Genomic DNA, 20,055 nt, shown 5'->3' with positions numbered 1-20,055 from the left:
GTTGCCGTCGAGTGGGGAGGGGGATGAGGGCGCGAGGCGCGAATGGGTTATGTCGATTCTAAGGCAGGGACGGGGGCGGCGTGACTGGAATTTCGTAAAAATTAGTTCGGTTTGCAGATCGATTTTTTAATGCATGGCCGCAATCGATGCACCAAAGGATGGCGGCATGGCGATGCATACCTCGCAGATATGAACCGATACCCATTCGGTGTTGGACTGGTCATTTTGCGGTCGCTACTATCGCCGCAAACAGGTTGCAAAGCCGAACGGAACAATGCAACAAGGAGACGCCCCCCGATCACATCCCCTTTGGCCGGAAGCCCGCGGCGAGTCGAGCGAAAGCGCGTCGATGCTCGACTGTCACCACGCGATGATCCGGATCGGTCCTTTTTTACCGAAATGTCAGGTTACTGATCAGTAGCCCGAATCAACAAGAAATACCCATATCAACATTTGGAGACGGAATGAGATTTCAGCATCTCGTAGGCGGAGCTTTGCTCGGATTCACGACGGCCGGTTTTGCGCAAAGCAGCGTGACGCTGTACGGCGTCATCGATACGGGCGTCGAGTATGTGTCGCACGCCAACGCGGAAGGCAAGGGCATCGTCCGGATGCCGTCCGTCACCGGCGAGTTGCCGTCGCGCTGGGGGCTGCGCGGATCGGAGGATCTCGGTGGCGGCTACAAGGCCGTGTTCGCGCTGGAGAGCGGCTTCAACGTCGGCAGCGGCACGATGGGGCAGGGCGGTCGGCTGTTCGGCCGGCAAAGCTGGGTGGGGATCGAAAGCCCGTACGGCACGCTGTCGTTCGGCCGCCAGTACACGATGACGTATTACGCGGTGCTCGATTCCGACCTGCTCGGCCCGAACATCTATGGCTTGCCATCCCTCGACGCGTATATCCCGAACGGGCGCGCCGACAACGCGGTGGCATGGCGCGGCAAGTTCGGCGGCCTGACGGCCGGCGCGATGTATTCGTTCGGCCGCGATTCGGCCGGGACCGGCAACTCGCCGGGGCAAGGCACATGCGCGGGGCCGACGCCCGGCGAAACGACCGTGTGCCGGCTGTGGTCGGCGATGCTCAAATACGATTCGACGTCGTTCGGCGCGGCCGCTTCGTATGAAGAGCAACGCGGCGGCGGCGCGACGGCGGCCGCGAACTTCTTCGACGGCGTCAAGCCGATGCCGCTGACGTCGAACGGGGACAAGGACGATCGCGCGCAGGTCAACGGCTACGTCAACGCGTTCGGCGTGAAGATCGGCGGCGGCTGGATCGGCCGCTGGGTCGACACCGATTCGTCGGGCGGTCCGAACGTGCATTCGAACCTGTTCTACCTCACCGCGAACTACTACGTGACGCCGGCCTTCCTCGTCGACGGCGGCGTCTATCACGTCAACGTATCGGGCCAGGATGCGCGCGCGACGCTCGGCGCGTTGCGCGGCACCTACTTCCTGTCGAAGCAGACGGCCGTCTATCTGCAAGGTGCGTACCTCGCCAACAGCGCGCATGCCGCGTTCACGATCAGCGCGGGTGGGGGCGGCACGACGCCCGCAGCGGGGCAAAACCAGGTCGGCGTGATGGCCGGCATCCGGCACATGTTCTGAGCCGATCGCCTTCGTAAACGCACATAACTCGAGAGAAGACGGAGGGGCAACATGAATTCGACGACAAGCGGCAACGGCGGTGGCCGTGCATGGCGTGTGGGTGCGTTGGCGGTCGCGTCTGCGCTAGGCACGCTGGCGTTGTCCGGCTGTAACGATCACGACGTAGAGGCGTCGGGAAGCGGCACGACGTCCGTCGCGCTGGAATGTAACGACTCGATGAAGGCGCGCTTCGCGCCGGACGCGAACACCTCGGTGATCGCCGTGAAGTCGTTCAAGGCCGGCGATCCGCTGGTGCTGACGGCATCGGCTGCCACGTCCGCGACACCGGTGGCCGGCAGCGACCTGTGTCTCGTCAAGCTGAACGTGGGCCCCGGTCACGCGGGGCCGGCAGGCGCGCCGTCGACGTCGGCCGGCATCGGCATGGAGATCTGGCTGCCTGCGCCGGCGAACTGGAATCACCGGATCCACAATCTCGGCGGCGGCGGCTGGCAAGGCGGCGCGTATGACGACCCGACGCAGGTCGCGAGCGCCGGCGGCGTGCCGGGCGCGGCGACGATCGCGGCCGCCGAGGGCGCGGTGGTCGGCACGACGGATACCGGGCATGCTGTCCCGAACGGTTCGTTCGCGATGAATCCGGACGGCACGATCAACACGGCGCTGTGGAACGACTTCGCGCAGCGCAGCCTGCACGAACTGGCGCTCAAGACGAAGGCGCTGGTCGCTGCGTACTACGCGACGCCGCAGAAGTATGCGTACTGGGACGGCTGTTCGACGGGCGGCCGGCAGGGCTACAACGAGGTGCAGAACAACCCGTCCGACTACGACGGCTACCTGAACGGCGCGCCTGCCTTCAACTGGTCGAAGTTCATCACGGGCGAACTGTATCCGCAGGTCGTCGCGCAAAGCGATCTCGGCGGCGCGACGCTGACCGATGCGCAGCAGTCGCTGCTGTCGGGGGCGGCGGTCAGCGCGTGCGATTCGGTCGGCGGCCAGCATCTCGGTTACCTGATGGACCCGGCCCAGTGTCGTTTCGATCCGACCCAGGACGCGACCGTGCTGTGCTCGGGCGTGAAGATCGGCGCCGTCACCGGCACGAACACGACGGCCGCGTGCGTGACGGCCGCCCAGGCGACGGCCATGAACAAGACCTGGTACGGGATGACGCGCGACGGTTCGGTGCCGAGCCCCGCGGCCGACATCGGCACGGCCACGTCGCTCGCCAGCAACCAGCTGTGGTTCGGCCTGATGCGCGGCACGCTGACCGGTGCGCTGGCCGGCGCGTCGCCGTTCAGCATCTCGACCGACCTGGTCGCGCTGGAGCTGCAGGATCCGACGATCGCGGGCGCCAACTTCACGAACGCGACCGGGAACGGCGCGAACAAGTGGAAGAGCCTGGGTTATGCCGGTCTCGCGAACGCCTACGACCAGGGGATCGCGCTGCAGTCGTCGTTCGGCAACATCAATACCGACAACCCGGACCTGTCGGGGCTCGTGAAGAGCGGTGCGAAGGTGCTGCATTACCATGGCCTGGCTGATCCGCTGATCACGCCGTCGGGCAGCATCAACTACTACGAACGCGTGGCGAGCCGGATGGGCGGCATTCCCGCCGTGCAGCAGTTCGACCGGCTGTTCCTGGTTCCGGGCATGGGGCATTGCAGCGGCTATGGCGGTGTCAACGGCACGGCAGGCCCGGCGCAAACGGCCAGTACGCTGCCGTTGCCGCATGCCGACCGCCAGGACCTGTATGCGCAACTGGTCAACTGGGTCGAGAACGGCAACGCGCCTGCCAGCATCAAGCTGACGTCGGCGGACGGCAGCGCGAGCCAGCCCGTCTGCATGTATCCGACGAAGGCGACGTACAACGGTTCGGGGTCGATCAAGGACGCGGCGAACTATTCGTGCAAGTAACGCGGGCGTGCGGATGCGCACGGCGGAGCAGGCCGTGCGCATCCGTCATCTGCAGTCCGAAGCCCCCCGTCCGCCCGCTTACTTGTGAATTGCACCGCGCGGTTGCCAGCCCTCCCGTTCCGACACCGGCACCGAATGGAAGCGATGGAGGGCGCGATCGACATGGCGCAGGTCGAGCTGAAGTACCGCAAGGATCCTGCACTGCGGCAACTCGCCAGCCGGATAGTTACCGCGCAACGCGACGAGATCGCGCTGACGGCATGCCGGTAGAAGGAGCACGGCAAGACGTCGTGAGCCGCCGAGCATGGCCGGCCACGCTACCGGGCACACAAGCTGCTCGTTCGTGGACGGCGCTCGATGACGGGACCGAACCCCATGCCATCGCGCATGACGGGCCCGCGTGTGCGCCGACATTGACATTCGTATCCGGGAGGCGCCATGCGTGATTCGAACGATCCATCCCGTGTCAGGACGGGCAAGGAGGCCCGGGCCACCGCCGACCCGCGAGCGGTGACGGTACGACATCCCGTCACGCGTGCGTTCGAACGTTTCGCGACGCATGTGACCGTATGGGCCGGTTCGCCGGTCGCATTCGGTAGCGCGGTCGCCGTCACGGTGCTGTGGCTTCTCACGGGGCCGATCTTCCGCTATTCGGACGCATGGCAACTCGTCATCAATACTGGGACGACGATCATCACGTTTCTGATGGTGTTCCTGCTGCAGCGCAATCAGAATCGCGACAGCGTCGCGCTTCACCTGAAGCTCGACGAACTCGTGGCCGTCACGCACGCGGCGAGCGACCGGCTGATCGGGATCGAGGACGCATCGGAAGAGGAGTTGCGCGCGATGGCACGGACCTACCTCGACATGGCGAAGCGGGCGGCCGCCCGCGAAGACGAACCGGACGCGGCCCGTGATCGCGGGCAGGCGGATCATCCGCCCGAATCCTGAAGGGTGGATGGGAGAAAGTCGGTGGCGCCAGGCACGGGGACGGCCGACGATTTTTCAACTGCTTGTCATTTCTGTCCAGGCGTCGCAGAGTGAAAGCTGTCCGTGTGCCCAGCGCGCGTTGACGTACCCGCTTGCCGCTGCCGCGATCGCTCGGGGCATGACACGTGCCGCGCGTTGCGACGAAACCCGGCCGTTCCGGGGGCCTACGGTGTCGTCATGAATTCCGGAACGCCTTCGAATCCGTTGTTGAATCTTGCGGTCGCTGCATTGACCTTTGCCTGAGGCGCGGCCGCCATGGACTTCCTCGATCCTGCCGGCAGCGCGGTGAACGACACGAGACACGAATTCGGCGCATGCAGGGCGGCCGGAGCACCGGCCGCCTGGCGCCTCATCCGGAGCACATCCGATGACCGAACGCCAGCCCCCTGATACGACCGCTCCGCACGCGGAGCCCAGCGCGCACGACGCGCTCGAACACCTGCTCGGCAGCCTGCACCGGCACGGCTTCCTGCATTTCGCCAACGAGGTCGTCAGCGCGAACGCGCGGCTGGCCGACACGTTCGTCGATGCGCTCGACAAGCCGGGCATGCAAAGCGGGATGCAGAATCTTGCCGTTCTGCTCACAGCGCTGTCGCGCATTCCGCCCGAGCAGTTCGGCAAGGCCGTGTTCGCGGCCGCCGACGCGCTGCATCATGTCGGCGCGTGGCAGCCGTCGCAGCACGAACATGTCGCGCCCGGTGTGCGCGGGGCGTACCGGTTGCTACACGACGAAGCACTGTGGGATGCGCTGACGCCGTTGCTCGAGGGTTTGAAGGTGTTCGCGCAAGGCCTCGCGCGCGATCCGCAGTCGCCTGTTGCCGCGCCGGACGAAAAGACGAAGGGTACGTAATCCGAAGCACCGCACGTCGGCACGCGCGCGACGTCATTCCCACGCGTGCTTGCTGAACTGATAACCCTTGGAGCGGATCGTCTTGATCCGTTTTGGCTCGGTCGCGTCGTCACACAGCTTGCGACGCAGCTTCGAGATGCGGCCGTCGATCGAGCGATCGAGGCCATCGAACGCGATGCCGCGCAGCAGCAACGTCAGGTCCGCGCGGCTTACCACTTCGCCGGCGCGGCACGCAAGGGCCCAAAGCAGGTCGAATTCGGTCGACGTCAGGCGCGGTACGCTGCCGTCGGGAAGGTGGACGCGGCGATCCGCGCGGTCGATCGAGAACTTGCCGAACGTGAACCGCTGTGGCGAATCCGGCACGCAGTCGGCCGGCTGCGGGCGTATCCGCCGCAACTGTGCCTTGATCCGCGCGAGCAGGATGCGCGGCTCGACCGGCTTGCGAAGAAAGTCGTCGGCGCCGAGTTCCAGGCCGAGCAGCTCGTCGAACGGCTCGTCGCGGGCCGTGACCATGATGACGACGCCGTCGTATTGCGTGCGTGCCGCGCGGCAAATCTCGAAGCCGTCCTTGCCCGGCAGGTTGATGTCGAGCAGCACCACGTCGGGGCGGGTCGCGACGATCGTCGCGGCGGCGCTGGCGCCGTCGAACAGCGTGTCCACCTGGTAATGATGCTTGCGCAGATAGTCGGCAATCAGCGCGGACAGAGGGACGTCGTCTTCGACGAGGAGGATTCGGATGGGCATCGCTGAACGAGGGGGTAAAACGGGAAAGTGGCGAGCGGTCAGGCCCAGTCCGAACGCGCGGTAGCCGACGCGACGTGCATGGTACTGCGCAACATTCCGGCGGAATGTGACGAAATCTGATTCGTTCGGTGAGCGTATCGATGTGGAAATCGCAGCTGGCTGGCGGAGTAGTGAATGGCTGGCGACGCGCCGGCGTGCGTCCGGTCGAAACGGTTCGGCGCGATATCCGGCGCGGGGCCGGCGCGGATGCGCGATCAGGCATCCTTCAGACGAAAACGTTTGCGGAAATCCGTTGCACCGAACGTCGCCGGCATGGGCGGAACCGAGGCCAGGCAAGGTTACTCGACATATCATTACAAAATATTACCAGCATCGCCGAGTATCCGTCCCTACAATTGCAGCACCTGCCACGTGCGCATGATGGACCGCGATTCGTTGGTGTCCCGGCCGTATTACGCGCTGGCGCTCGCCGGGCAGGCAAGCGGGCTGCGTGTCATTGACGGGGAATGAAATGACGCCGTTGCAAGTCGTCCAGCGTCTCGATGCGCTCACGAACGCGATCGAAATCGCGGTGGCGCGGGCCGACTGGAGCGGGGCCGTTCAGGCCGCCGACGCGCGTTTGAAGTTCGTGATTGCGCTTGCGCCCGAACCACCCGACGAGGTGCTGGCGGCGCTCAGGCGCATGCAGGAGATCGACGTCCGGATCTCCGCGGTCGCACGCGACACGTTGCAGGTGCGCATTGCCGACAGCCGGGTTGCATTGCACGAAGCCCGCGCGGCGATGAACGCGCTGAAGGCAAAACAGCAGCCGCTCGGGGTGGGCGCTGCAGCATCGCGCCGTGCTGCCCGCACGGGCATCCGATCCAATTCCCGCCCTGCAACACGAAGCTGATATTCGCTTCCTTCGGGAGTGGCATGAGATTCAGAAAACGCACCAGCTATGTCAATGCAACACGGTGGTTCGCCGAGGGCGATCATGACCGGGTGGAGAGCCGTCACGGCAACTGGGCCGTCGCGACGCCCGAAGGCTGGCGCTCGGTGAAGCCGGGCGACTGGATCCTGCTCGATGAATGCGGAAACTGCTGGCCGATGGACAACAGCCTCTTCAAGCATTTCTACGAACCGGCAGCGGAGTGACCCGGCCGCCGGGTCGACGCGGTGCCCGCGCCTATCGGCTTTTACGCGAGAACAGCAACGAATCGGCGTCGTTGAAGCGGATGCGTTCCGGCTCGCCATAACCGGCCTTCTCCGCCACGCGGATCGACGCGACATTCGTCGGTGCGATCAGGCACACGCTGCGCTCGAACCGCTGCTGCCCGTCGAGCCACGCCAGCGCGGCCGCAAGCGCCTCGGTTGCGTAGCCCTTGCCGTGCGCCCAGGTCGCGAGCGCCCAGCCGGCTTCCGGCACGCCGCGCACCGACGGCTCGATGTTCCGGTGGAAATCCGCGAAGCCGAGATCGCCGACATAACGACCCGATGCCTTCTCGCGAATCGCCCAGTAGCCGTAGCCGAGCAGCGGCCACAGGCCGCGATACGCGAGCATGCGCATCCACGAATCGCGCGGCGCGGACGGTTCGCCGTTGAAGATGTGCGCGACAACAGCCGGTTCCGCCCACATCGTGGCGAGCGCGTCGAAGTCGCCGAGCGGATGGCCTTCGAGGACGAGACGGGGCGTGTCGAGAACGGGCGGGGAAGAGACAGGCGGCATCGAGGTTTCCGGAACAGAGTTGAACAGAACAGCCAGACCGTCAAAGCGCCGAAATCATATCAAAACCCCTGAACGACGGTGGCGGCATGACGATCGGATCCCGCTTCCCGCGCGATAATCGTAATCTCGTGCGGCATGTGCCGCACGACCGGCTCGCCTTCACCACTCAACATGACGCTCGAATCCGACTGGCTCAGCCGCTTCATGGCGCTCGTCACGGTCACGGGGAAGCTCGAGATCCGCTGCGCGTTCGGCGCGCCGTGGGCGATCGCGTACGAGCGCTCGCCCGCGTGCGAGATTCCGTATCACGTCGTGCTGCGCGGCCGCGCGATCCTTGAGAATCCCGATGACGGCGCCGTGCACGAACTCGGCAGCGGCGACATCGTGCTGTTTCCGCACGGCTCGCCGCACGTGCTGCACGACGGCAGCGGGCTGCCGCCGGTGCCGGCCTTCAAGCGGCCGGGCGGGCACGTCCTCATCGGCGAGAACGCGGGCACCGGCGAGCGGCTCGACATGCTGTGCGGCCGTTTCGTGGTGGCGCCGCCGCACGACCGGCTGATCCGGCGCCACTTGCCGCCGGATCTCGTCGTGCGTGCGGCGGCGGACAGCCGAATGCCCGATGCGCTGGCTGTCACCGCCCGGCTGACGGCACTCGTGGAGTTGATGCGTGCCGAGTCGCTCGAACAGCAGCTCGGCGGCCTCGCGATCCTGAATGCGTTGTCGGCGGCGCTGTTCGCGCTCGCGCTGCGCGCGATCAGCGAAACGGGGCAGGCGCCGACCGGCCTGCTTGCACTGGCCGGCCATCCGCGCCTCGCGCCCGCGATCGTCGCGATGCTCGACGATCCCGCGCGGCCGTGGACGCTGCCCGAGCTGGCCGGGTTGTGCAGCATGTCGCGCGCGACCTTCATGCGTCATTTCCAGTCGAAGCTCGGGCATTCGGCAGCCGACCTGTTGACCGACATCCGGATGAGTCTTGCCGCGAACGCACTACGCCAGCCGTCGACCAGCGCCGAGGCCGTGGCGTCCGAGGTCGGCTATCAGTCGGTGGCTGCGTTTCGGCGCGTGTTTACGCGCTGGGCGGGCATGACGCCAGGCGACTGGCGGCGCCAGTCGATGGGTGAGCGGCGCGATGCGGCGACGCCGGTCGACGACGACGAGGCCGACGCGGAGTAGGCCCGCTGCGGGCAGCGCCTGCCGCGAGCATCGGATGACCCGTTGCGCGTGCGGCATGCCGCATGAAACAAGGACAAGGAGAAGCAGGACATGGATCGACTCACGGCAATGGAAACCTACGTCAGCGTCGTGGAGGCGGGTTCGTTCTCGGCGGCCGCGAAGCGGATGAATCTCGGTCAGCCGGCGATCTCGAAGTCGATCGCGCAGCTCGAGGAGCGGCTCGGTGTGCGTCTGCTGCTGCGTTCGACGCGCGGGCTGACGACGACCGACGCCGGCCAGCGTTTCTATGAACACGCGAAGGTGGCGATCCGCGAGGCCGACCGGGCCGAGCACGTCGTGCGCGATGCGTCCGCGAGCCTGTCCGGCAAGCTGCGCGTGAGCGCGGCCGTCAGCTTCACGTGCCTGCACGTGCTGCCGAAACTCGACACGTTCCTGAGCCGTCATCCCGATCTGGAGATCGACCTCGGGCTCGACGATCGCAACATCGACCTGCTCGAAGAGGGCACCGACGTCGCGCTGCGAATGGGCACGCTGATCGATTCGTCGATGATCGCGCGCCGCATTGCGCGCAGCCCGCGGCTCGTCGTCGGCACGCCGGCGTATTTCGAACGGGCCGGTATCCCGCAATCGCCGGCTGATCTCGCCGGTCACCAGGCGATCGTGTATGCGCAACGCGGCGGCGGCGAAGCGTGGTCGTTCAGCCGCAACGGTGCCGAGGTCGCGGTGGCCGTGTCCGGGCGCCTGCGCGTGAGCGCGGCCGAAGGGATGCGGACCGCCGTGATCGGCGGCATGGGGCTGGCGGTCGCGTCGCGCTGGATGTTCTCGCCCGAGCTCGCGTCCGGTGCCGTTCAGGCGGTGCTGACCGACTGGGCGCTGCCGCCGGTCGACCTGTGGGCGGTGTTTCCGGCCGGCCGCCTGGTCACCGCGCGCGCCCGCGCATTCGTCGAATTCGTCGAGCAGGCGCTGGCGGAAGGCGAGCCCGCACCGGCGCCTGCGCCGTGAAGGCCGCTGCTACGGCCGGCACGAGCGCGCCGCTGCTGCTCAGAACGGCGCCTTGCCGATCGACGCACCGCCGTCGACGTAGAGCGTTTGCCCCGTCATGAAGCCGGCGTCGTCCGACAGCAGGAACGCGATCGTCGCCGCGATCTCGTCGGGCTGGCCGAAGCGGCCCATCGGCACGGCGGCGAGATAGCGCCGTTCGCCTTCGCTGCCAGGCGCGTTGTTCGCGCGGAACAGTTCCGTTTCGGTCGGCCCGGGCGCCACCGCGTTCACGGTGATGCCGGTGCCCGCGAGTTCCAGCGCCCACGATCGCGAGAAACTCATGAGCGCGGCTTTCGCGGCAGCATACGCGGTGCGCTGCACGATGCCGAGCACGGTCAGGCTCGACAGGTTGACGATCCGCCCCCAGCCGCGCTCGCGCATGCCGGGCAGCAGCGCCTGCACGGTCTGGATGGCCGGATGCAGGTTCAGCGCGAGCACGTCGTCGAGGTCGCCGAGCGTCACGTCGTCGACGGACTGCGCACGCACGAGACCGACGTTGTTCACGACGCCGTCGATCGCGTGCCGCTGCACGAGCGCGTGCAGCGCGGCGTCGGTCGCGTGGCGGTTGGCGAGATCGACGCGCACGAGTTCACCCGGGAATGGCGCGTCGTCACGCGCGAGGCCGATGACGCGATGGCCGGTGCGCACGAGCCGTTCGGACAACGCGCGCCCGATTCCCCTGGTTGCGCCGGTGACGAGAAAGGTACGTGAAGTCATGAAGGATTCCAAACGAAAAGCATCGGAACGAGCGCCGTGCCGCGCACGGCGGCACGGCGCATCGCGTCACGCGTGCATGGCCTTGTCGATGACCGGGAACATGTCCGACGGATCGGGGCGATGCGTGTAGTCGGGATTGACTTCCGAATACAGCACGATGCCGTCCTGTCCGATCACGTAGCGTGCTGGCATCGGCAGCGTCCAGCCCGGATCGTTGTTGAACGCGGGCAGGTCGTTCTTCAGCGCCTTGTACAGGTCGACCAGATAGTCGGGCAGGTTGAAGCGCAAACCGAACGCGGCGCCCGTCTCGCCGTTCACGTCGCCGAGCACCGGGAAGTCGAGATGATTCGTACGCACCGATTTGCGGCTGTTCACGGCCGTTTGCGGCGAGATCGCAACCACGTTCGCGCCAAGCGCGTTGAGCTGCGGCAGCGCTTCGTTCAGCGCCTGCAGTTCGAGGTTGCAATACGGGCACCAGACGCCGCGATAGAACGTGACGACCAGCGGCCCCTTCGCGAGCAACTCGGTCGACGACACCTCGTTGCCGTCCTGGTCCCTCAGGCGGAACGTCGGCGCGCGGTCGCCGGCCTTGATCGCACGGGCGGCCTGGCCGCTCGCGATCAGCTCGGCCGTCGCGCGTTCCATGATCGGGTGGATTTCCGGCGGCGCGTAATACGGCGGCTTGCCGGCCTTGAAGTCGGCCTTGAATGCGTCGAGTTTGTCCTGGAGCGACATGGCGAATCTCCGGTGCGTGGATGGAAGTCCGTTAGCTGGGCGGCGAGCGAGCGGCTCGTCGTGGAACCCATCTTCGGAGAAGCGCGGCCGCGCCGGTAGCGGGCGCGGACTCATAACTTCCATTCCCGGCGGGAATGACAACGGCGCATCCCGTGCCGCGGCTGTCATCAATGCGACGCGCCCGTCACGGCGGCAAGGCCGGCGACGGGCGCGATCGCGGCAGCGGCGCTTACTTCACGGGCGGAAAATCGACGACCGTATCGTTGATGCGGTTGAACGTGTTGGTGAAGATCGTCAGCGCGATCGCGAGCGAGATTTCCGCGAGTTGCGCGTCGGTGTAGCCGGCTTCGCGGATCGCCGCGAATTCGTCGCCGGTGATCGTGCCGCTGGTCCGTTGCAGCGTCAGCACGAAGCGGATCAGTGCGTCGCGCTTCGCATCGCCGGTGTTCGGCTCGGCCGAGCGGATCGTGCGCAGTGCGTCGGGCGAGAGCCCGGTCATCTTGCCGAGCAGGCTGTGCGCGGCGACGCAGTAGTCACACCCGGTGTCGGCGCTGACCAGCAGCTTGATCGTCTCGAGGTCCTGCTTGCTCAGCGTGCCGCCGGCGAGCACGCCTTCGCCGTTGAGCACGGCGGCGAGCACGCCAGGCGCGAGATGGCCGACGGCGGCGAACAGGTTCGGGACGGTGCCGCCGGCGACCTTGCGGACCTGGGCGTACACGTCGGCAGTGGCGCCGGTGGCGGATTCGATGGCGGGGATGGCGATGCGGCTCATGACTGGCTCCTTGATCGGAAAGTTGAGGCCCGTTGGTTCGGGGTGACTCCACTTTAGAAGCGCAGGCTGATCCTTATAAGGCTTGAAGTCGCCAAAAAGATGCTCGAAAGTATCAATCGAAAATCGATCGCCTCCGCTGCCACGACCGTCCGCCCGCGGGCGACCTACTTCCGGCTTTTCAGAAACGTCCGCCCTTCGGCCGTGATCGACGCGCCGGAGCGGCCGTGCACGGGGTGGCTGACGAAGCCGGCACTGACGAGCTCCCGCGCGATCGACCAGCCGAGTGCCGGCGCATCGCGTCCGTAGCGGACGTCGGCGAGGCGTTCGAGCGCCCAGATGGCGGAGGCGGACAGGTTGGGGGTGTTGGACATGTCGGTATCGCTCATCGCTTCCTCGGGGAGTGGAGATTCGGGGTGGGCGGCGCAATGCCGCGAGACGGTCGGCGCACGCATCAGCGCGCCTGAAGCAACGGCAGCAGCGCGTGAAGCGCAGCTTCTTCGTCGGGCCCGGTGGCCAGCACCTGGGCCGACGTGCCGCCGTGTACCTGCAGCGTCGCGATGGCCGCGCTGTCCTTCGCGTTCCCGCTGAGCCCGTTCGCGATCAGCTGGATGTCGCTGTCGAAGCGGCGCGCTGCGTCGGCGGTTGCGTCGCGGGCGGCGGCGCCGCGGTTGCGGTTCCATGCGGGGCCGATCTGAACGTACACAACGGTTGCCACGATGCTGGAAATCCTCCGGACGGGGGCGGGATCGGAGTGCGGCGCGGGGCCGGCCGCGCACCGCGCGAAAGGCGGTGCCGGGACGCGTGCCACGCACGCCGGCGGGCCGGGCTTTCGCGGTTTCCCGCGGCGGCGCGGCGCACGATCCGGTGTGAACATGCCGGCAACCTCGGTAAAGCTGCCTTCAAGTTCGCTGAATGTCGCGAAGTCGAGGATTATAATGCATCGGTCAGAACATGTGTATTGCATTATAATGTCGTGTGCGCCGATGCCGGCCTGCCGCTATCGTCGGCAGGCGTGCCCCGGCCGCATGACCGCCGGGTGCGCAACCTGCTCGCCCGGCATTTTTTTGATCGACCCGACTCCTCCCTAATGGAAGCTGCAATGAACGCCGCCCCCGCCTGCCCGCAATGCGCGATGGAAAACACTTACCCGGACGGCACGCTGACCGTCTGCGCCGACTGCGGCCATGAATGGTCGGCCGGTGCCGGCGCCGAAGCGGGTGACGAACCGGCGGGCGACGTCGTCAAGGACGCGAACGGCAACGTGCTGTCGGACGGCGATTCGGTCGTGCTGATCAAGGACTTGCGCGTGAAGGGCTCGTCGATCACGCTGAAGATGGGCACCAAGGTGAAGAGCATCCGGCTCGTCGGCGGCGATCACGAAGTCGACTGCAAGACCGACATGGGTGGCTTCATGCTGAAGGCCTGCTACCTGAAGAAGGTCTGAGCGCCCGCGCGCCCGGCCGTTTCCTTCTGATTGCCCGACCATGATCGACGATCGAGCTTCCTATGACGCGTTCGTCAACTTCCTGGCGATGCCGCTGAACGACGGCCGGCCATTCGTGCTGGAGACGCGGCACGCGCTGTCGCTGCACTTCGATCATTTCGGCACGCAGAGCTTCATGTCGCTGCGCGACCCGGTCCGGCTCGAGCTTGGCTATACGCGCGTGATGATGGGCTTTCTGCTGCTGCAGCCCGAGCCCGCGCACGTGTGCATGCTCGGGCTCGGCGGCGGTTCGCTCGCCAAGTACTGCTACCGGCACCTGCCCGCTACGGCGATCGACGCGGTCGAGATCAATCCGGACGTGATCGCACTGCGCGATGTCTTCAGGATTCCTGCCGATGACGCGCGGTTCGCGGTGATATGCGCCGACGGCGCGGATCATGTGAACCGGGCGGACGTCCGGACGGACGTGATCCTGCACGACGCGTTCGTCGCCGACGGTACGCCGGGCCGGTGTACGGGCGCGGCCTTCCTCGACGCGTGCCGCGCGCGTCTGGGCGAAACCGGCGTGCTGGCGATCAACCTGATGGACGACGATCCGGCGCTGCCGGAGCATCTCGAGCAGTTGCGGGCGGTGTTCGGTGCGTCGTATACGCTGGTGCCGTGCGGCGACGACAACAACTTCGTCGCGTTCGCATGGAAGAACGACGACCGGCTGCCGTCATTGCGGATCCTGCTCGAACGCGCGCTCGCGTGTGCACAGGCCGGCCCGCTCAAGCTGGCGGCCACGGCAAGGCGCATGAAGGCAGGGGAGAACGTCGATCCGCGGCGGCTGGCGCGGCGAGCGCAATCGCACGGGCGATGGGAGATCGGCGCGTAACCGGTGCGTGATCGGTGCCGAGGGCGTGGCCGGTGCGGCCGCGCTTACTTCACGCGTTTGCCGAGTGCGCTCTTGGTCTTGTACGTGACGCCGTGCCGGTCGAGATATTCGCGGATCAATTGCCGCACGACCTGCGACGGCGTGAGATCCTGCTCCGCGCAGAGCATTTCGAAGGCTTCCTTCTTCGCGGGGTCGATCAGGACGGTCAGGCGGGCGGTTTTCGTTTCCATGACGGAGCAAGCGTGGTCGATATGTTAATCAAATTATAATCGATCCGCCTTCGGTGCCACCGCCGGAATGACGGTTCCCGGGGCCGATCAGCGGCTGCTGCGGAGCAACGCGAGCAGGTCGTCGATGACGGGCACGATCGCGAGCAGCACGAGCACCGCGGCGAGCGGTACCGTCGACACGTAGCCGACATGCTTGAAGCCGATCGCGCCGGCCAGCCCGCCGACGAAGAACGACGCGAGCATCGTCGCGTGAATCCTCAGCTTCGAGCGGTTGGCGATCACCGCATGCGCGTCGACGTCGACGGCCGACCGGTTCCAGTAGAACAGCTTCCCGAGCTCGATGCCGAGATCGGTCACGATGCCCGTCATGTGCGTCGTGCGGATCTCCGCACCCGACAGCTTCGTAATCGTCGCGTTCTGCAGCCCCATGATGAAGCACAGCAGCGTCACGGTCACCGGCACGAAGAAGGTTTCCCACAGCGCCAGATGGCTGCCGAGCAGCCCGAACAGGAGCAGCAGCGCGGCCTCGACCAGCAGCGGCAGCATGAACTGGCTCTGCAGGCCGCGGCGGCGCCCCCAGTTGACGAGGATCGCCGAGCAGCTGGCGCCGATCAGGAACGATCCCAGCGAGCTGATGCCGGCCAGTGCCAGCCGTACGTCGCCGAGTGCCGTCTGGTCGGCGATCGCGGACACGATGCCGCTCATGTGCGACGTGTATTGCTTGACCGCGAGAAAGCCGCCGGCATTGGCTGCGCCGGCGACGAACGCCAGCGAAAACCCGAGCTGACGGTTCGCGGTCGCGCTGCGGTGTTTTCCCGTCAGGTTTCGAAAGTACTGCGCTGGCATAAGGGCTCGGCTCAATCGCCGCGGATCGCGGGCACGGACATGAAAACCGGCGCCTGGCGGCAGGGCGGGCACGCTGCCTGCACCGAAGCCCGGGTCTGTCGAATCATGTGATGAACATGATAATGCCATTATCATACTCTGTTAGCCTCATGGGGCTGACAGTACAATGCGAACGGTACGACCGGCCTGCGGCTTCGCGGCCGAGTGGCCCGTGTTCGCGCTCCCTTCGACCTACCGCTTCATGACTCCGATCAAGTTCATCCTTCGCTACACGGCGATCCCGTTCACGGCCATCGTGGCCGTGGTGCTCTGGACTGTCATACCATCGTCGAAAGAGATCGATGCGAGACAATATGCGGCGCTGTCGCGCGCGTACGCGAGTTTCCCGCTGCCGTTCCGGCACGAGATCTCGGAAGCAATGGACCACGGCCGGATCAACGACCGGCGCTACCAGACGCTCGTGCGCGACTCGCTGGGCAACGGCGTCGCGCTGGACTGGCCCGCGTCGGGCGTCGGCGGCATCGACGACGAACGGAATAAACTGGCCGAACTGATTCAGGCCGATTCGGATCTTCAAAGGCAACAGCAATGAAAACCCTGCTGGTTTCCGTGGCATTCGCGATGATCATCGCGAGCCTCATCTTCGCGCTGTATTTCATGAATCACGATCGCGGCAAGTCCAAGCGGATGGCGTGGTCGCTTGCGGCCCGCGTCGGGTTGTCGGTCACGCTGTTTCTGTCGCTGCTGATCGCGTACAAGCTCGGCTGGATCGAACCGACCGGGTTGCCGATCGGCCGCTGACGATCGGGGTGGCCCGGGCAACGCTCATGCGAACGCGTCAAGCGTCGGTGCGGCGTACGCACCGGGCAGCGTTGGCAGCGCATCGAGGAGCGATGCGGTGTACGGGTGCGACGGCGCATCGAACACCTGCCCGACCGGGCCGCTCTCCACCACGCGGCCGCGCCGCATCACGAGAATCCGGTCGGCCACGTGATGGACCACGCCCAGGTCGTGCGAGATGAACAGCATCGCGGTGCCGTGTTCGGCTTGCAGATCGGCGAGCAGATCGAGTACCTGCGCCTGGATCGATACGTCGAGCGCGCTGACCGGTTCGTCCGCGACGAGCAGTGCCGGGTTCGATGCGAACGCGCGCGCGATCGCGACGCGCTGGCGCTGGCCCCCGGACAATTCGCGCGGGTAGCGGTCGAGGCACGCGGCGCCGAGCTGTACTTCGTCGAGCAGTTGCAGCACGCGGCGGCGCCGTGCGTCACCGTGGATACCGGGCGCATCGAGGCTTTCGCCAATGATCTGTCCGACCGAGTAGCGCGGGTCGAACGAGCTGTAAGGGTCTTGTGCAATCAACTGCAGCCGCGCACGACGGGTGCGCCGCGCGGCTTCCGGTACGCCGTTCCACGGCTGGCCGTCAAGCATGACGGTGCCGCTGTCGGGCTCGACGAGCCCGAGCACGATTCGCGCGACCGTGGATTTGCCGGAGCCGGATTCCCCGACGATGCCGAGCGTCTCGCCTCGCGCGAGGGAGAACGAGATGCCGTCGACCGCGGCCGGCGCATCGCGTCCGCCATAGCGCTTCGTCAGCGCGTCGACGGCCAGCACCGGTGCGTGCGCATCGATGCGCTTCGGCGGCAGCGGAACGCGTGCGGCGGTCGCGAGCCGAAACCCGCGTGACGCGGGGGTGGGAATCGCCGCGAGCAGCTCGCGCGTGTACGGATGCGCCGGCGAGGTCAGCACGCTGCGTGCCGGCCCTTGCTCGACGACCTGGCCGGCGCGCATCACGAGCACGCGGTCGGCCAGGTCCGCGACGACCGCGAGATCGTGACTGATCAGCAGTATCGCGTCGCCGGCGTCGCGCCGCGCACGCAGCAGCGCCAGGATCTGGCGTTGCACGGTCATGTCTAGCGCGGTGGTCGGCTCGTCGGCAATCAGCAGCGACGCGCCGCCCGCGATTGCGGTGCCGATCAGCACGCGCTGCCGCAAGCCGCCCGACAGTTGATGCGGATACTGCGGCAGCCGCCGCTCGGGGTCGTCGATGCCGACCGAGCGCAACAGGTCGGCGCTGCGCGCGGCGACGTCGCGCCGGCGCGTGTCGTGCAACGCCTCCGCCACGAGGTCACGTACGCGCCACAGCGGGTCGAGCGACACCAGCGCGTCCTGCAGCACGTAGCCGATCCGGCGGCCGCGTATGGCTCGCCAGTCGCGCTCCCGGTGGCCGCGCGCGTCGGTGCCGCCGATCTCGAAGCACGCGGCATCGATCACGGCGTGCGGGCCGTTCAGCCCGACGAGGCTGCGCGCGGTGACCGACTTGCCGGAACCCGATTCGCCGACGAGCGCGACGCATTCGCCGGCATGCACGGCAAGATCGAGCGGGCCGACGACGGTCCGCGTACCGCGCAGGCCGCGAAACCCGATCGTCAGGCGCTCGATGCGGACCAGCGGTGTGCCGGCGGCCGTCGCGTGCGAAACGGTGCCGCGGGTGCCGCGCGCGTTCATGCTGCCTCCCGGCGCTCGAAGCGCGTCTGCCAGTAGCCCCCGAGCGCATTCACGGCGATGACGGCCGCGGTGATCGCGAGCCCGGGCCATACCGCGATCCACCACGCGTTGTACAGATAGTTGCGGCCTTCGGCGAGCATCAACCCCCATTCCGCGGCGGGCGGCTGCGGCCCCATGCCGAGGAAGCTCAGTCCCGACGTGCCGATGATCGCGGTGCCGAGCCCGATCGTCGCGAGTACCGGTACCTGGGCAATCGCATGCGGCAGCACGTGCCGCCATACCAGTACCGCCGGCGCGAGGCCGAGCGTGCGCGCGTGCTCGACATGGCCTGAAGCCGCGACGACGAAGGTCTGCGCACGCACCACGCGTGCGAAGCGCGGCACCGACGCGACGCCGAGCGCGAACACGAGGTTCGTCGCGCCCGGGCCGGTGAACGAGATCAGCATCAGCGCGAGCAGCAGGTCGGGGAATGCGGAGACGACATCGAGCGAGCGTGTGATCAGCTCGTCGAGCCAGCCGCGCGCGAGGCCGGCGAACAGGCCGAGTGCGGTGCCGAACAGCGTCGCGACGCCGATTGCCGCCGCGCTGATCGACAGCGAGTAGCGGGCGCCATGCACGACGCGCGAAAAGATGTCGCGGCCGAGTTGATCGGTGCCGAGCCAGTGCTCGGCGCTGCTGCCGAGCTGCGCGGACAGCGGATCGGCTGCCAGCGGATCGTCGTGTGCGAGCCAATCGGGTGCGAGGACGGCGACCGCGTTCAGCAGCAGATAGACGGCCGCGAGCGCGAGGCCGGGATGGCGACGCAGCCAGCCGGCCGCGCGGGACGTCGCCGGTGCGTGCGGCGCGAGATCGACGGGAACGGACATCGGTGCCTCCGGTTCAATGCGCTGCGCGGCGGTCGCGCAGGCGGGGATCGATCAGCAGGTACAGCAGGTCGACCGCGGTACTGAGCGCGACATAGATGGCGGCCGACAGGATCGCGATCGCGAGGATCACCGGCATGTCCCTTGACAGCACCGCGTCGACCGTCACCTTGCCGAGCCCCGGCCGGCCGAACACCTGCTCGGTAATCACCGCGCCGCTCAGCAGGCCGCCAACGAGCCAGCCGGCGAGCGTGACGGCCGGCAGCGCCGCGTGGCGCAACGCATGACGCACGCGTAGCGCGAGCCCGCCGATGCCCCACGAACGCACCGTCAGCGCGTACGGTTCGTCGAGCGCGCGCTCGATGCCTTGCCGCAGCACGCGGCCGATCACCGCGCCCTGTGCGAGCCCGAGCGACAGCGCGGGCAGCACGAGCGACGCGAAGCCGCGATCGCCGGCCACTGGGAACAGCTTCAGCGTGAAGCTGAACACGAACAGCAGCATGATTCCGAGCCAGAACGACGGCGTCGACGCGAGCAGCAGCTCGACGCCGGACGCGGCGCGCCCCGCCCAGCGGCGGCCGGCCGTCAGCACCGCGAGGCCGACGGCGAACACCATCGTCACGACGAGCGCCGCGCCCGTCAGCTTCAGTGTCGGCCACAGCTGTCCGAGCACGAGCGGTGCAACGTCGGTGTTCAGGATGTACGAGCGGCCGAATTCGCCGTGCAGCACGCGCCACAGGTAATGCAGGTACTGCAGCGCAAGCGGCTCGTCGAGTCCCCATTCCTGGCGGATTGCCGCTTCGATTTCCGGCGTACTCAACTGCTCGCCGATCAGGATGCCGACGATATCGCCCGGGGCGAGATGCACGGCCGCGAACGACAGTGTCACCGCGGCCCACAGTACGAGTGCGCCGGTTGCGAGCCGCGTCGCGATCGGCGAACGCAGCCAACGGCGCCATGCAGCCGGCGACGCCGCGGCCGGCAGCGCCTCCGGGACGGCGAGGGGCGTGGACGGCGAACGGTTCATGATCGAATTCTCCTGTCGGAT

General features: G+C 67.1%; 24 protein-coding genes and 1 pseudogene. 13 read left to right on the top strand and 12 right to left on the bottom strand.

Annotated elements, in window-relative coordinates; all coding sequences use genetic code 11:
* Positions 1–464: 464 nt before the first annotated feature.
* The 5 genes and pseudogenes from U5809_RS02075 (at position 465) to U5809_RS02055 (ending at position 5,349) form a co-directional block, all read left to right on the top strand.
* The gene (locus tag U5809_RS02075; RefSeq protein ID WP_322085275.1) at positions 465–1,601 is read left to right on the top strand and encodes a porin; all 1,137 of its coding nucleotides are present in this window, start codon (positions 465–467) and stop codon (positions 1,599–1,601) included.
* 51 nt (positions 1,602–1,652) lie between these two features.
* A complete protein-coding gene (locus U5809_RS02070; RefSeq protein WP_322085274.1) occupies positions 1,653–3,509 on the top strand; it encodes a tannase/feruloyl esterase family alpha/beta hydrolase in 1,857 nt (618 codons plus the stop codon).
* A gap of 147 nt (positions 3,510–3,656) precedes the next feature.
* A pseudogene (locus U5809_RS02065) lies at positions 3,657–3,779 on the top strand (DUF305 domain-containing protein); the annotation flags it as partial.
* Positions 3,780–3,947: 168 nt separating this feature from the next.
* The gene (locus tag U5809_RS02060; RefSeq protein WP_322085273.1) at positions 3,948–4,460 is read left to right on the top strand and encodes a low affinity iron permease family protein; all 513 of its coding nucleotides are present in this window, start codon (positions 3,948–3,950) and stop codon (positions 4,458–4,460) included.
* A 406-nt stretch (positions 4,461–4,866) separates the two neighbouring features.
* The gene (locus tag U5809_RS02055) at positions 4,867–5,349 is read left to right on the top strand and encodes a DUF1641 domain-containing protein (protein WP_322085272.1); all 483 of its coding nucleotides are present in this window, start codon (positions 4,867–4,869) and stop codon (positions 5,347–5,349) included.
* A gap of 33 nt (positions 5,350–5,382) precedes the next feature.
* Here the strand turns inward: U5809_RS02055 and U5809_RS02050 are convergent, their stop codons facing one another.
* Positions 5,383–6,093, bottom strand: a complete 711-nt coding sequence (locus U5809_RS02050) for a response regulator (RefSeq protein WP_322085444.1) — start codon at positions 6,091–6,093, stop codon at positions 5,383–5,385.
* A 511-nt stretch (positions 6,094–6,604) separates the two neighbouring features.
* Between U5809_RS02050 and U5809_RS02045 the strand changes: the two genes are divergently transcribed.
* Both U5809_RS02045 and U5809_RS02040 read left to right on the top strand, forming a co-directional pair.
* Positions 6,605–6,985, top strand: coding sequence for a hypothetical protein (locus U5809_RS02045; protein WP_322085271.1), 381 nt, complete (start codon positions 6,605–6,607; stop codon positions 6,983–6,985).
* Positions 6,986–7,008: 23 nt separating this feature from the next.
* Positions 7,009–7,230: a hypothetical protein gene (locus tag U5809_RS02040; protein ID WP_282512881.1), complete on the top strand. Its 222-nt coding sequence runs from the start codon at positions 7,009–7,011 to the stop codon at positions 7,228–7,230.
* A gap of 31 nt (positions 7,231–7,261) precedes the next feature.
* Here U5809_RS02040 and U5809_RS02035 read toward each other — a convergent pair whose 3' ends face one another.
* Positions 7,262–7,801, bottom strand: a complete 540-nt coding sequence (locus tag U5809_RS02035) for a GNAT family N-acetyltransferase (protein ID WP_282512883.1) — start codon at positions 7,799–7,801, stop codon at positions 7,262–7,264.
* A gap of 171 nt (positions 7,802–7,972) precedes the next feature.
* On the opposite strand from U5809_RS02035, the gene U5809_RS02030 reads away from it, so the two are divergent.
* Together U5809_RS02030 and U5809_RS02025 are read left to right on the top strand one after the other, a co-directional pair.
* Positions 7,973–8,974 (top strand): AraC family transcriptional regulator, encoded by a 1,002-nt coding sequence (locus tag U5809_RS02030; RefSeq protein ID WP_322085270.1) that lies wholly within the window; start codon positions 7,973–7,975, stop codon positions 8,972–8,974.
* Positions 8,975–9,064: 90 nt separating this feature from the next.
* Positions 9,065–9,976 (top strand): LysR family transcriptional regulator, encoded by a 912-nt coding sequence (locus tag U5809_RS02025; RefSeq protein WP_322085269.1) that lies wholly within the window; start codon positions 9,065–9,067, stop codon positions 9,974–9,976.
* Positions 9,977–10,015: 39 nt separating this feature from the next.
* Here the strand turns inward: U5809_RS02025 and U5809_RS02020 are convergent, their stop codons facing one another.
* The 5 genes from U5809_RS02020 to U5809_RS02000 all read right to left on the bottom strand — a co-directional run bounded on the left by U5809_RS02020 (position 10,016) and on the right by U5809_RS02000 (position 12,954).
* Positions 10,016–10,732, bottom strand: a complete 717-nt coding sequence (locus U5809_RS02020; RefSeq protein WP_282512889.1) for an SDR family oxidoreductase — start codon at positions 10,730–10,732, stop codon at positions 10,016–10,018.
* A 66-nt stretch (positions 10,733–10,798) separates the two neighbouring features.
* Complete coding sequence (locus U5809_RS02015) at positions 10,799–11,467, bottom strand: peroxiredoxin-like family protein (RefSeq protein ID WP_282512891.1); 669 nt, start codon at positions 11,465–11,467, stop codon at positions 10,799–10,801.
* Positions 11,468–11,696: 229 nt separating this feature from the next.
* Positions 11,697–12,239 carry a carboxymuconolactone decarboxylase family protein gene (locus U5809_RS02010; RefSeq protein WP_322085268.1) on the bottom strand — a complete coding sequence of 181 codons (543 nt, stop codon included), beginning with the start codon at positions 12,237–12,239 and terminating at the stop codon, positions 11,697–11,699.
* 164 nt (positions 12,240–12,403) lie between these two features.
* Positions 12,404–12,625: a hypothetical protein gene (locus U5809_RS02005; RefSeq protein WP_034190041.1), complete on the bottom strand. Its 222-nt coding sequence runs from the start codon at positions 12,623–12,625 to the stop codon at positions 12,404–12,406.
* A gap of 65 nt (positions 12,626–12,690) precedes the next feature.
* Positions 12,691–12,954, bottom strand: a complete 264-nt coding sequence (locus U5809_RS02000) for an HPr family phosphocarrier protein (protein ID WP_322085267.1) — start codon at positions 12,952–12,954, stop codon at positions 12,691–12,693.
* 384 nt (positions 12,955–13,338) lie between these two features.
* On the opposite strand from U5809_RS02000, the gene U5809_RS01995 reads away from it, so the two are divergent.
* The gene (locus U5809_RS01995) at positions 13,339–13,683 is read left to right on the top strand and encodes a zinc ribbon domain-containing protein YjdM (protein WP_031401187.1); all 345 of its coding nucleotides are present in this window, start codon (positions 13,339–13,341) and stop codon (positions 13,681–13,683) included.
* Positions 13,684–13,723: 40 nt separating this feature from the next.
* Positions 13,724–14,560, top strand: coding sequence for a spermidine synthase (locus tag U5809_RS01990; RefSeq protein WP_322085266.1), 837 nt, complete (start codon positions 13,724–13,726; stop codon positions 14,558–14,560).
* 44 nt (positions 14,561–14,604) lie between these two features.
* Here U5809_RS01990 and U5809_RS01985 read toward each other — a convergent pair whose 3' ends face one another.
* Positions 14,605–14,790, bottom strand: coding sequence for a ribbon-helix-helix protein, CopG family (locus tag U5809_RS01985; protein ID WP_021158209.1), 186 nt, complete (start codon positions 14,788–14,790; stop codon positions 14,605–14,607).
* Positions 14,791–14,877: 87 nt separating this feature from the next.
* The gene (locus U5809_RS01980) at positions 14,878–15,636 is read right to left on the bottom strand and encodes a YoaK family protein (protein WP_176049823.1); all 759 of its coding nucleotides are present in this window, start codon (positions 15,634–15,636) and stop codon (positions 14,878–14,880) included.
* A 241-nt stretch (positions 15,637–15,877) separates the two neighbouring features.
* Between U5809_RS01980 and U5809_RS01975 the strand changes: the two genes are divergently transcribed.
* Positions 15,878–16,228: a hypothetical protein gene (locus U5809_RS01975; RefSeq protein ID WP_309288096.1), complete on the top strand. Its 351-nt coding sequence runs from the start codon at positions 15,878–15,880 to the stop codon at positions 16,226–16,228.
* On the top strand, positions 16,225–16,437 hold the full coding sequence (locus tag U5809_RS01970; protein WP_006489184.1) for a twin transmembrane helix small protein: 213 nt from the start codon (positions 16,225–16,227) through the stop codon (positions 16,435–16,437). Before U5809_RS01975 ends, U5809_RS01970 begins: the two co-directional genes overlap by 4 nt.
* Positions 16,438–16,461: 24 nt before the next feature.
* On the opposite strand, the gene U5809_RS01965 is transcribed toward U5809_RS01970, so the two are convergent.
* The 3 genes from U5809_RS01965 to U5809_RS01955 are packed head-to-tail and all read right to left on the bottom strand — an operon-like array spanning position 16,462 to position 20,034.
* Positions 16,462–18,144, bottom strand: a complete 1,683-nt coding sequence (locus U5809_RS01965; RefSeq protein WP_322085265.1) for an ABC transporter ATP-binding protein — start codon at positions 18,142–18,144, stop codon at positions 16,462–16,464.
* Positions 18,141–19,010, bottom strand: a complete 870-nt coding sequence (locus tag U5809_RS01960; RefSeq protein ID WP_322085264.1) for an ABC transporter permease — start codon at positions 19,008–19,010, stop codon at positions 18,141–18,143. The genes U5809_RS01965 and U5809_RS01960 overlap by 4 nt, the downstream gene beginning before the upstream one ends.
* 13 nt (positions 19,011–19,023) lie before the next feature.
* Positions 19,024–20,034 carry an ABC transporter permease gene (locus U5809_RS01955; protein WP_322085263.1) on the bottom strand — a complete coding sequence of 337 codons (1,011 nt, stop codon included), beginning with the start codon at positions 20,032–20,034 and terminating at the stop codon, positions 19,024–19,026.
* Positions 20,035–20,055 lie beyond the last annotated feature (21 nt).

Source organism: Burkholderia sp. BCC1999 (assembly GCF_905339975.1).
GTDB lineage: Bacteria > Pseudomonadota > Gammaproteobacteria > Burkholderiales > Burkholderiaceae > Burkholderia.
Note: the sequence above shows the minus strand (reverse complement) of the source record. Positions and strands in the feature narration are given on the sequence as shown.

Excerpts from the sequence above, each read along its gene's own strand:
- U5809_RS01960 (WP_322085264.1), bottom strand. The coding sequence starts at position 19,010 with ATGTCCGTTCCCGTCGATCTCGCGCCGCACGCACCGGCGACGTCCCGC.
- U5809_RS02005 (WP_034190041.1), bottom strand. The coding sequence starts at position 12,625 with ATGAGCGATACCGACATGTCCAACACCCCCAACCTGTCCGCCTCCGCC.
- U5809_RS01995 (WP_031401187.1), top strand. The coding sequence starts at position 13,339 with ATGAACGCCGCCCCCGCCTGCCCGCAATGCGCGATGGAAAACACTTAC.
- U5809_RS01975 (WP_309288096.1), top strand. The coding sequence starts at position 15,878 with ATGACTCCGATCAAGTTCATCCTTCGCTACACGGCGATCCCGTTCACG.
- U5809_RS02025 (WP_322085269.1), top strand. The coding sequence starts at position 9,065 with ATGGATCGACTCACGGCAATGGAAACCTACGTCAGCGTCGTGGAGGCG.
- U5809_RS02060 (WP_322085273.1), top strand. The coding sequence starts at position 3,948 with ATGCGTGATTCGAACGATCCATCCCGTGTCAGGACGGGCAAGGAGGCC.
- U5809_RS02075 (WP_322085275.1), top strand. The coding sequence starts at position 465 with ATGAGATTTCAGCATCTCGTAGGCGGAGCTTTGCTCGGATTCACGACG.
- U5809_RS02050 (WP_322085444.1), bottom strand. The coding sequence starts at position 6,093 with ATGCCCATCCGAATCCTCCTCGTCGAAGACGACGTCCCTCTGTCCGCG.
- U5809_RS02010 (WP_322085268.1), bottom strand. The coding sequence starts at position 12,239 with ATGAGCCGCATCGCCATCCCCGCCATCGAATCCGCCACCGGCGCCACT.
- U5809_RS01965 (WP_322085265.1), bottom strand. The coding sequence starts at position 18,144 with ATGAACGCGCGCGGCACCCGCGGCACCGTTTCGCACGCGACGGCCGCC.
- U5809_RS02015 (WP_282512891.1), bottom strand. The coding sequence starts at position 11,467 with ATGTCGCTCCAGGACAAACTCGACGCATTCAAGGCCGACTTCAAGGCC.
- U5809_RS02040 (WP_282512881.1), top strand. The coding sequence starts at position 7,009 with ATGAGATTCAGAAAACGCACCAGCTATGTCAATGCAACACGGTGGTTC.
- U5809_RS01990 (WP_322085266.1), top strand. The coding sequence starts at position 13,724 with ATGATCGACGATCGAGCTTCCTATGACGCGTTCGTCAACTTCCTGGCG.
- U5809_RS02055 (WP_322085272.1), top strand. The coding sequence starts at position 4,867 with ATGACCGAACGCCAGCCCCCTGATACGACCGCTCCGCACGCGGAGCCC.
- U5809_RS02070 (WP_322085274.1), top strand. The coding sequence starts at position 1,653 with ATGAATTCGACGACAAGCGGCAACGGCGGTGGCCGTGCATGGCGTGTG.
- U5809_RS02030 (WP_322085270.1), top strand. The coding sequence starts at position 7,973 with ATGACGCTCGAATCCGACTGGCTCAGCCGCTTCATGGCGCTCGTCACG.
- U5809_RS01980 (WP_176049823.1), bottom strand. The coding sequence starts at position 15,636 with ATGCCAGCGCAGTACTTTCGAAACCTGACGGGAAAACACCGCAGCGCG.
- U5809_RS02045 (WP_322085271.1), top strand. The coding sequence starts at position 6,605 with ATGACGCCGTTGCAAGTCGTCCAGCGTCTCGATGCGCTCACGAACGCG.
- U5809_RS01985 (WP_021158209.1), bottom strand. The coding sequence starts at position 14,790 with ATGGAAACGAAAACCGCCCGCCTGACCGTCCTGATCGACCCCGCGAAG.
- U5809_RS02020 (WP_282512889.1), bottom strand. The coding sequence starts at position 10,732 with ATGACTTCACGTACCTTTCTCGTCACCGGCGCAACCAGGGGAATCGGG.
- U5809_RS01970 (WP_006489184.1), top strand. The coding sequence starts at position 16,225 with ATGAAAACCCTGCTGGTTTCCGTGGCATTCGCGATGATCATCGCGAGC.
- U5809_RS02035 (WP_282512883.1), bottom strand. The coding sequence starts at position 7,801 with ATGCCGCCTGTCTCTTCCCCGCCCGTTCTCGACACGCCCCGTCTCGTC.
- U5809_RS01955 (WP_322085263.1), bottom strand. The coding sequence starts at position 20,034 with ATGAACCGTTCGCCGTCCACGCCCCTCGCCGTCCCGGAGGCGCTGCCG.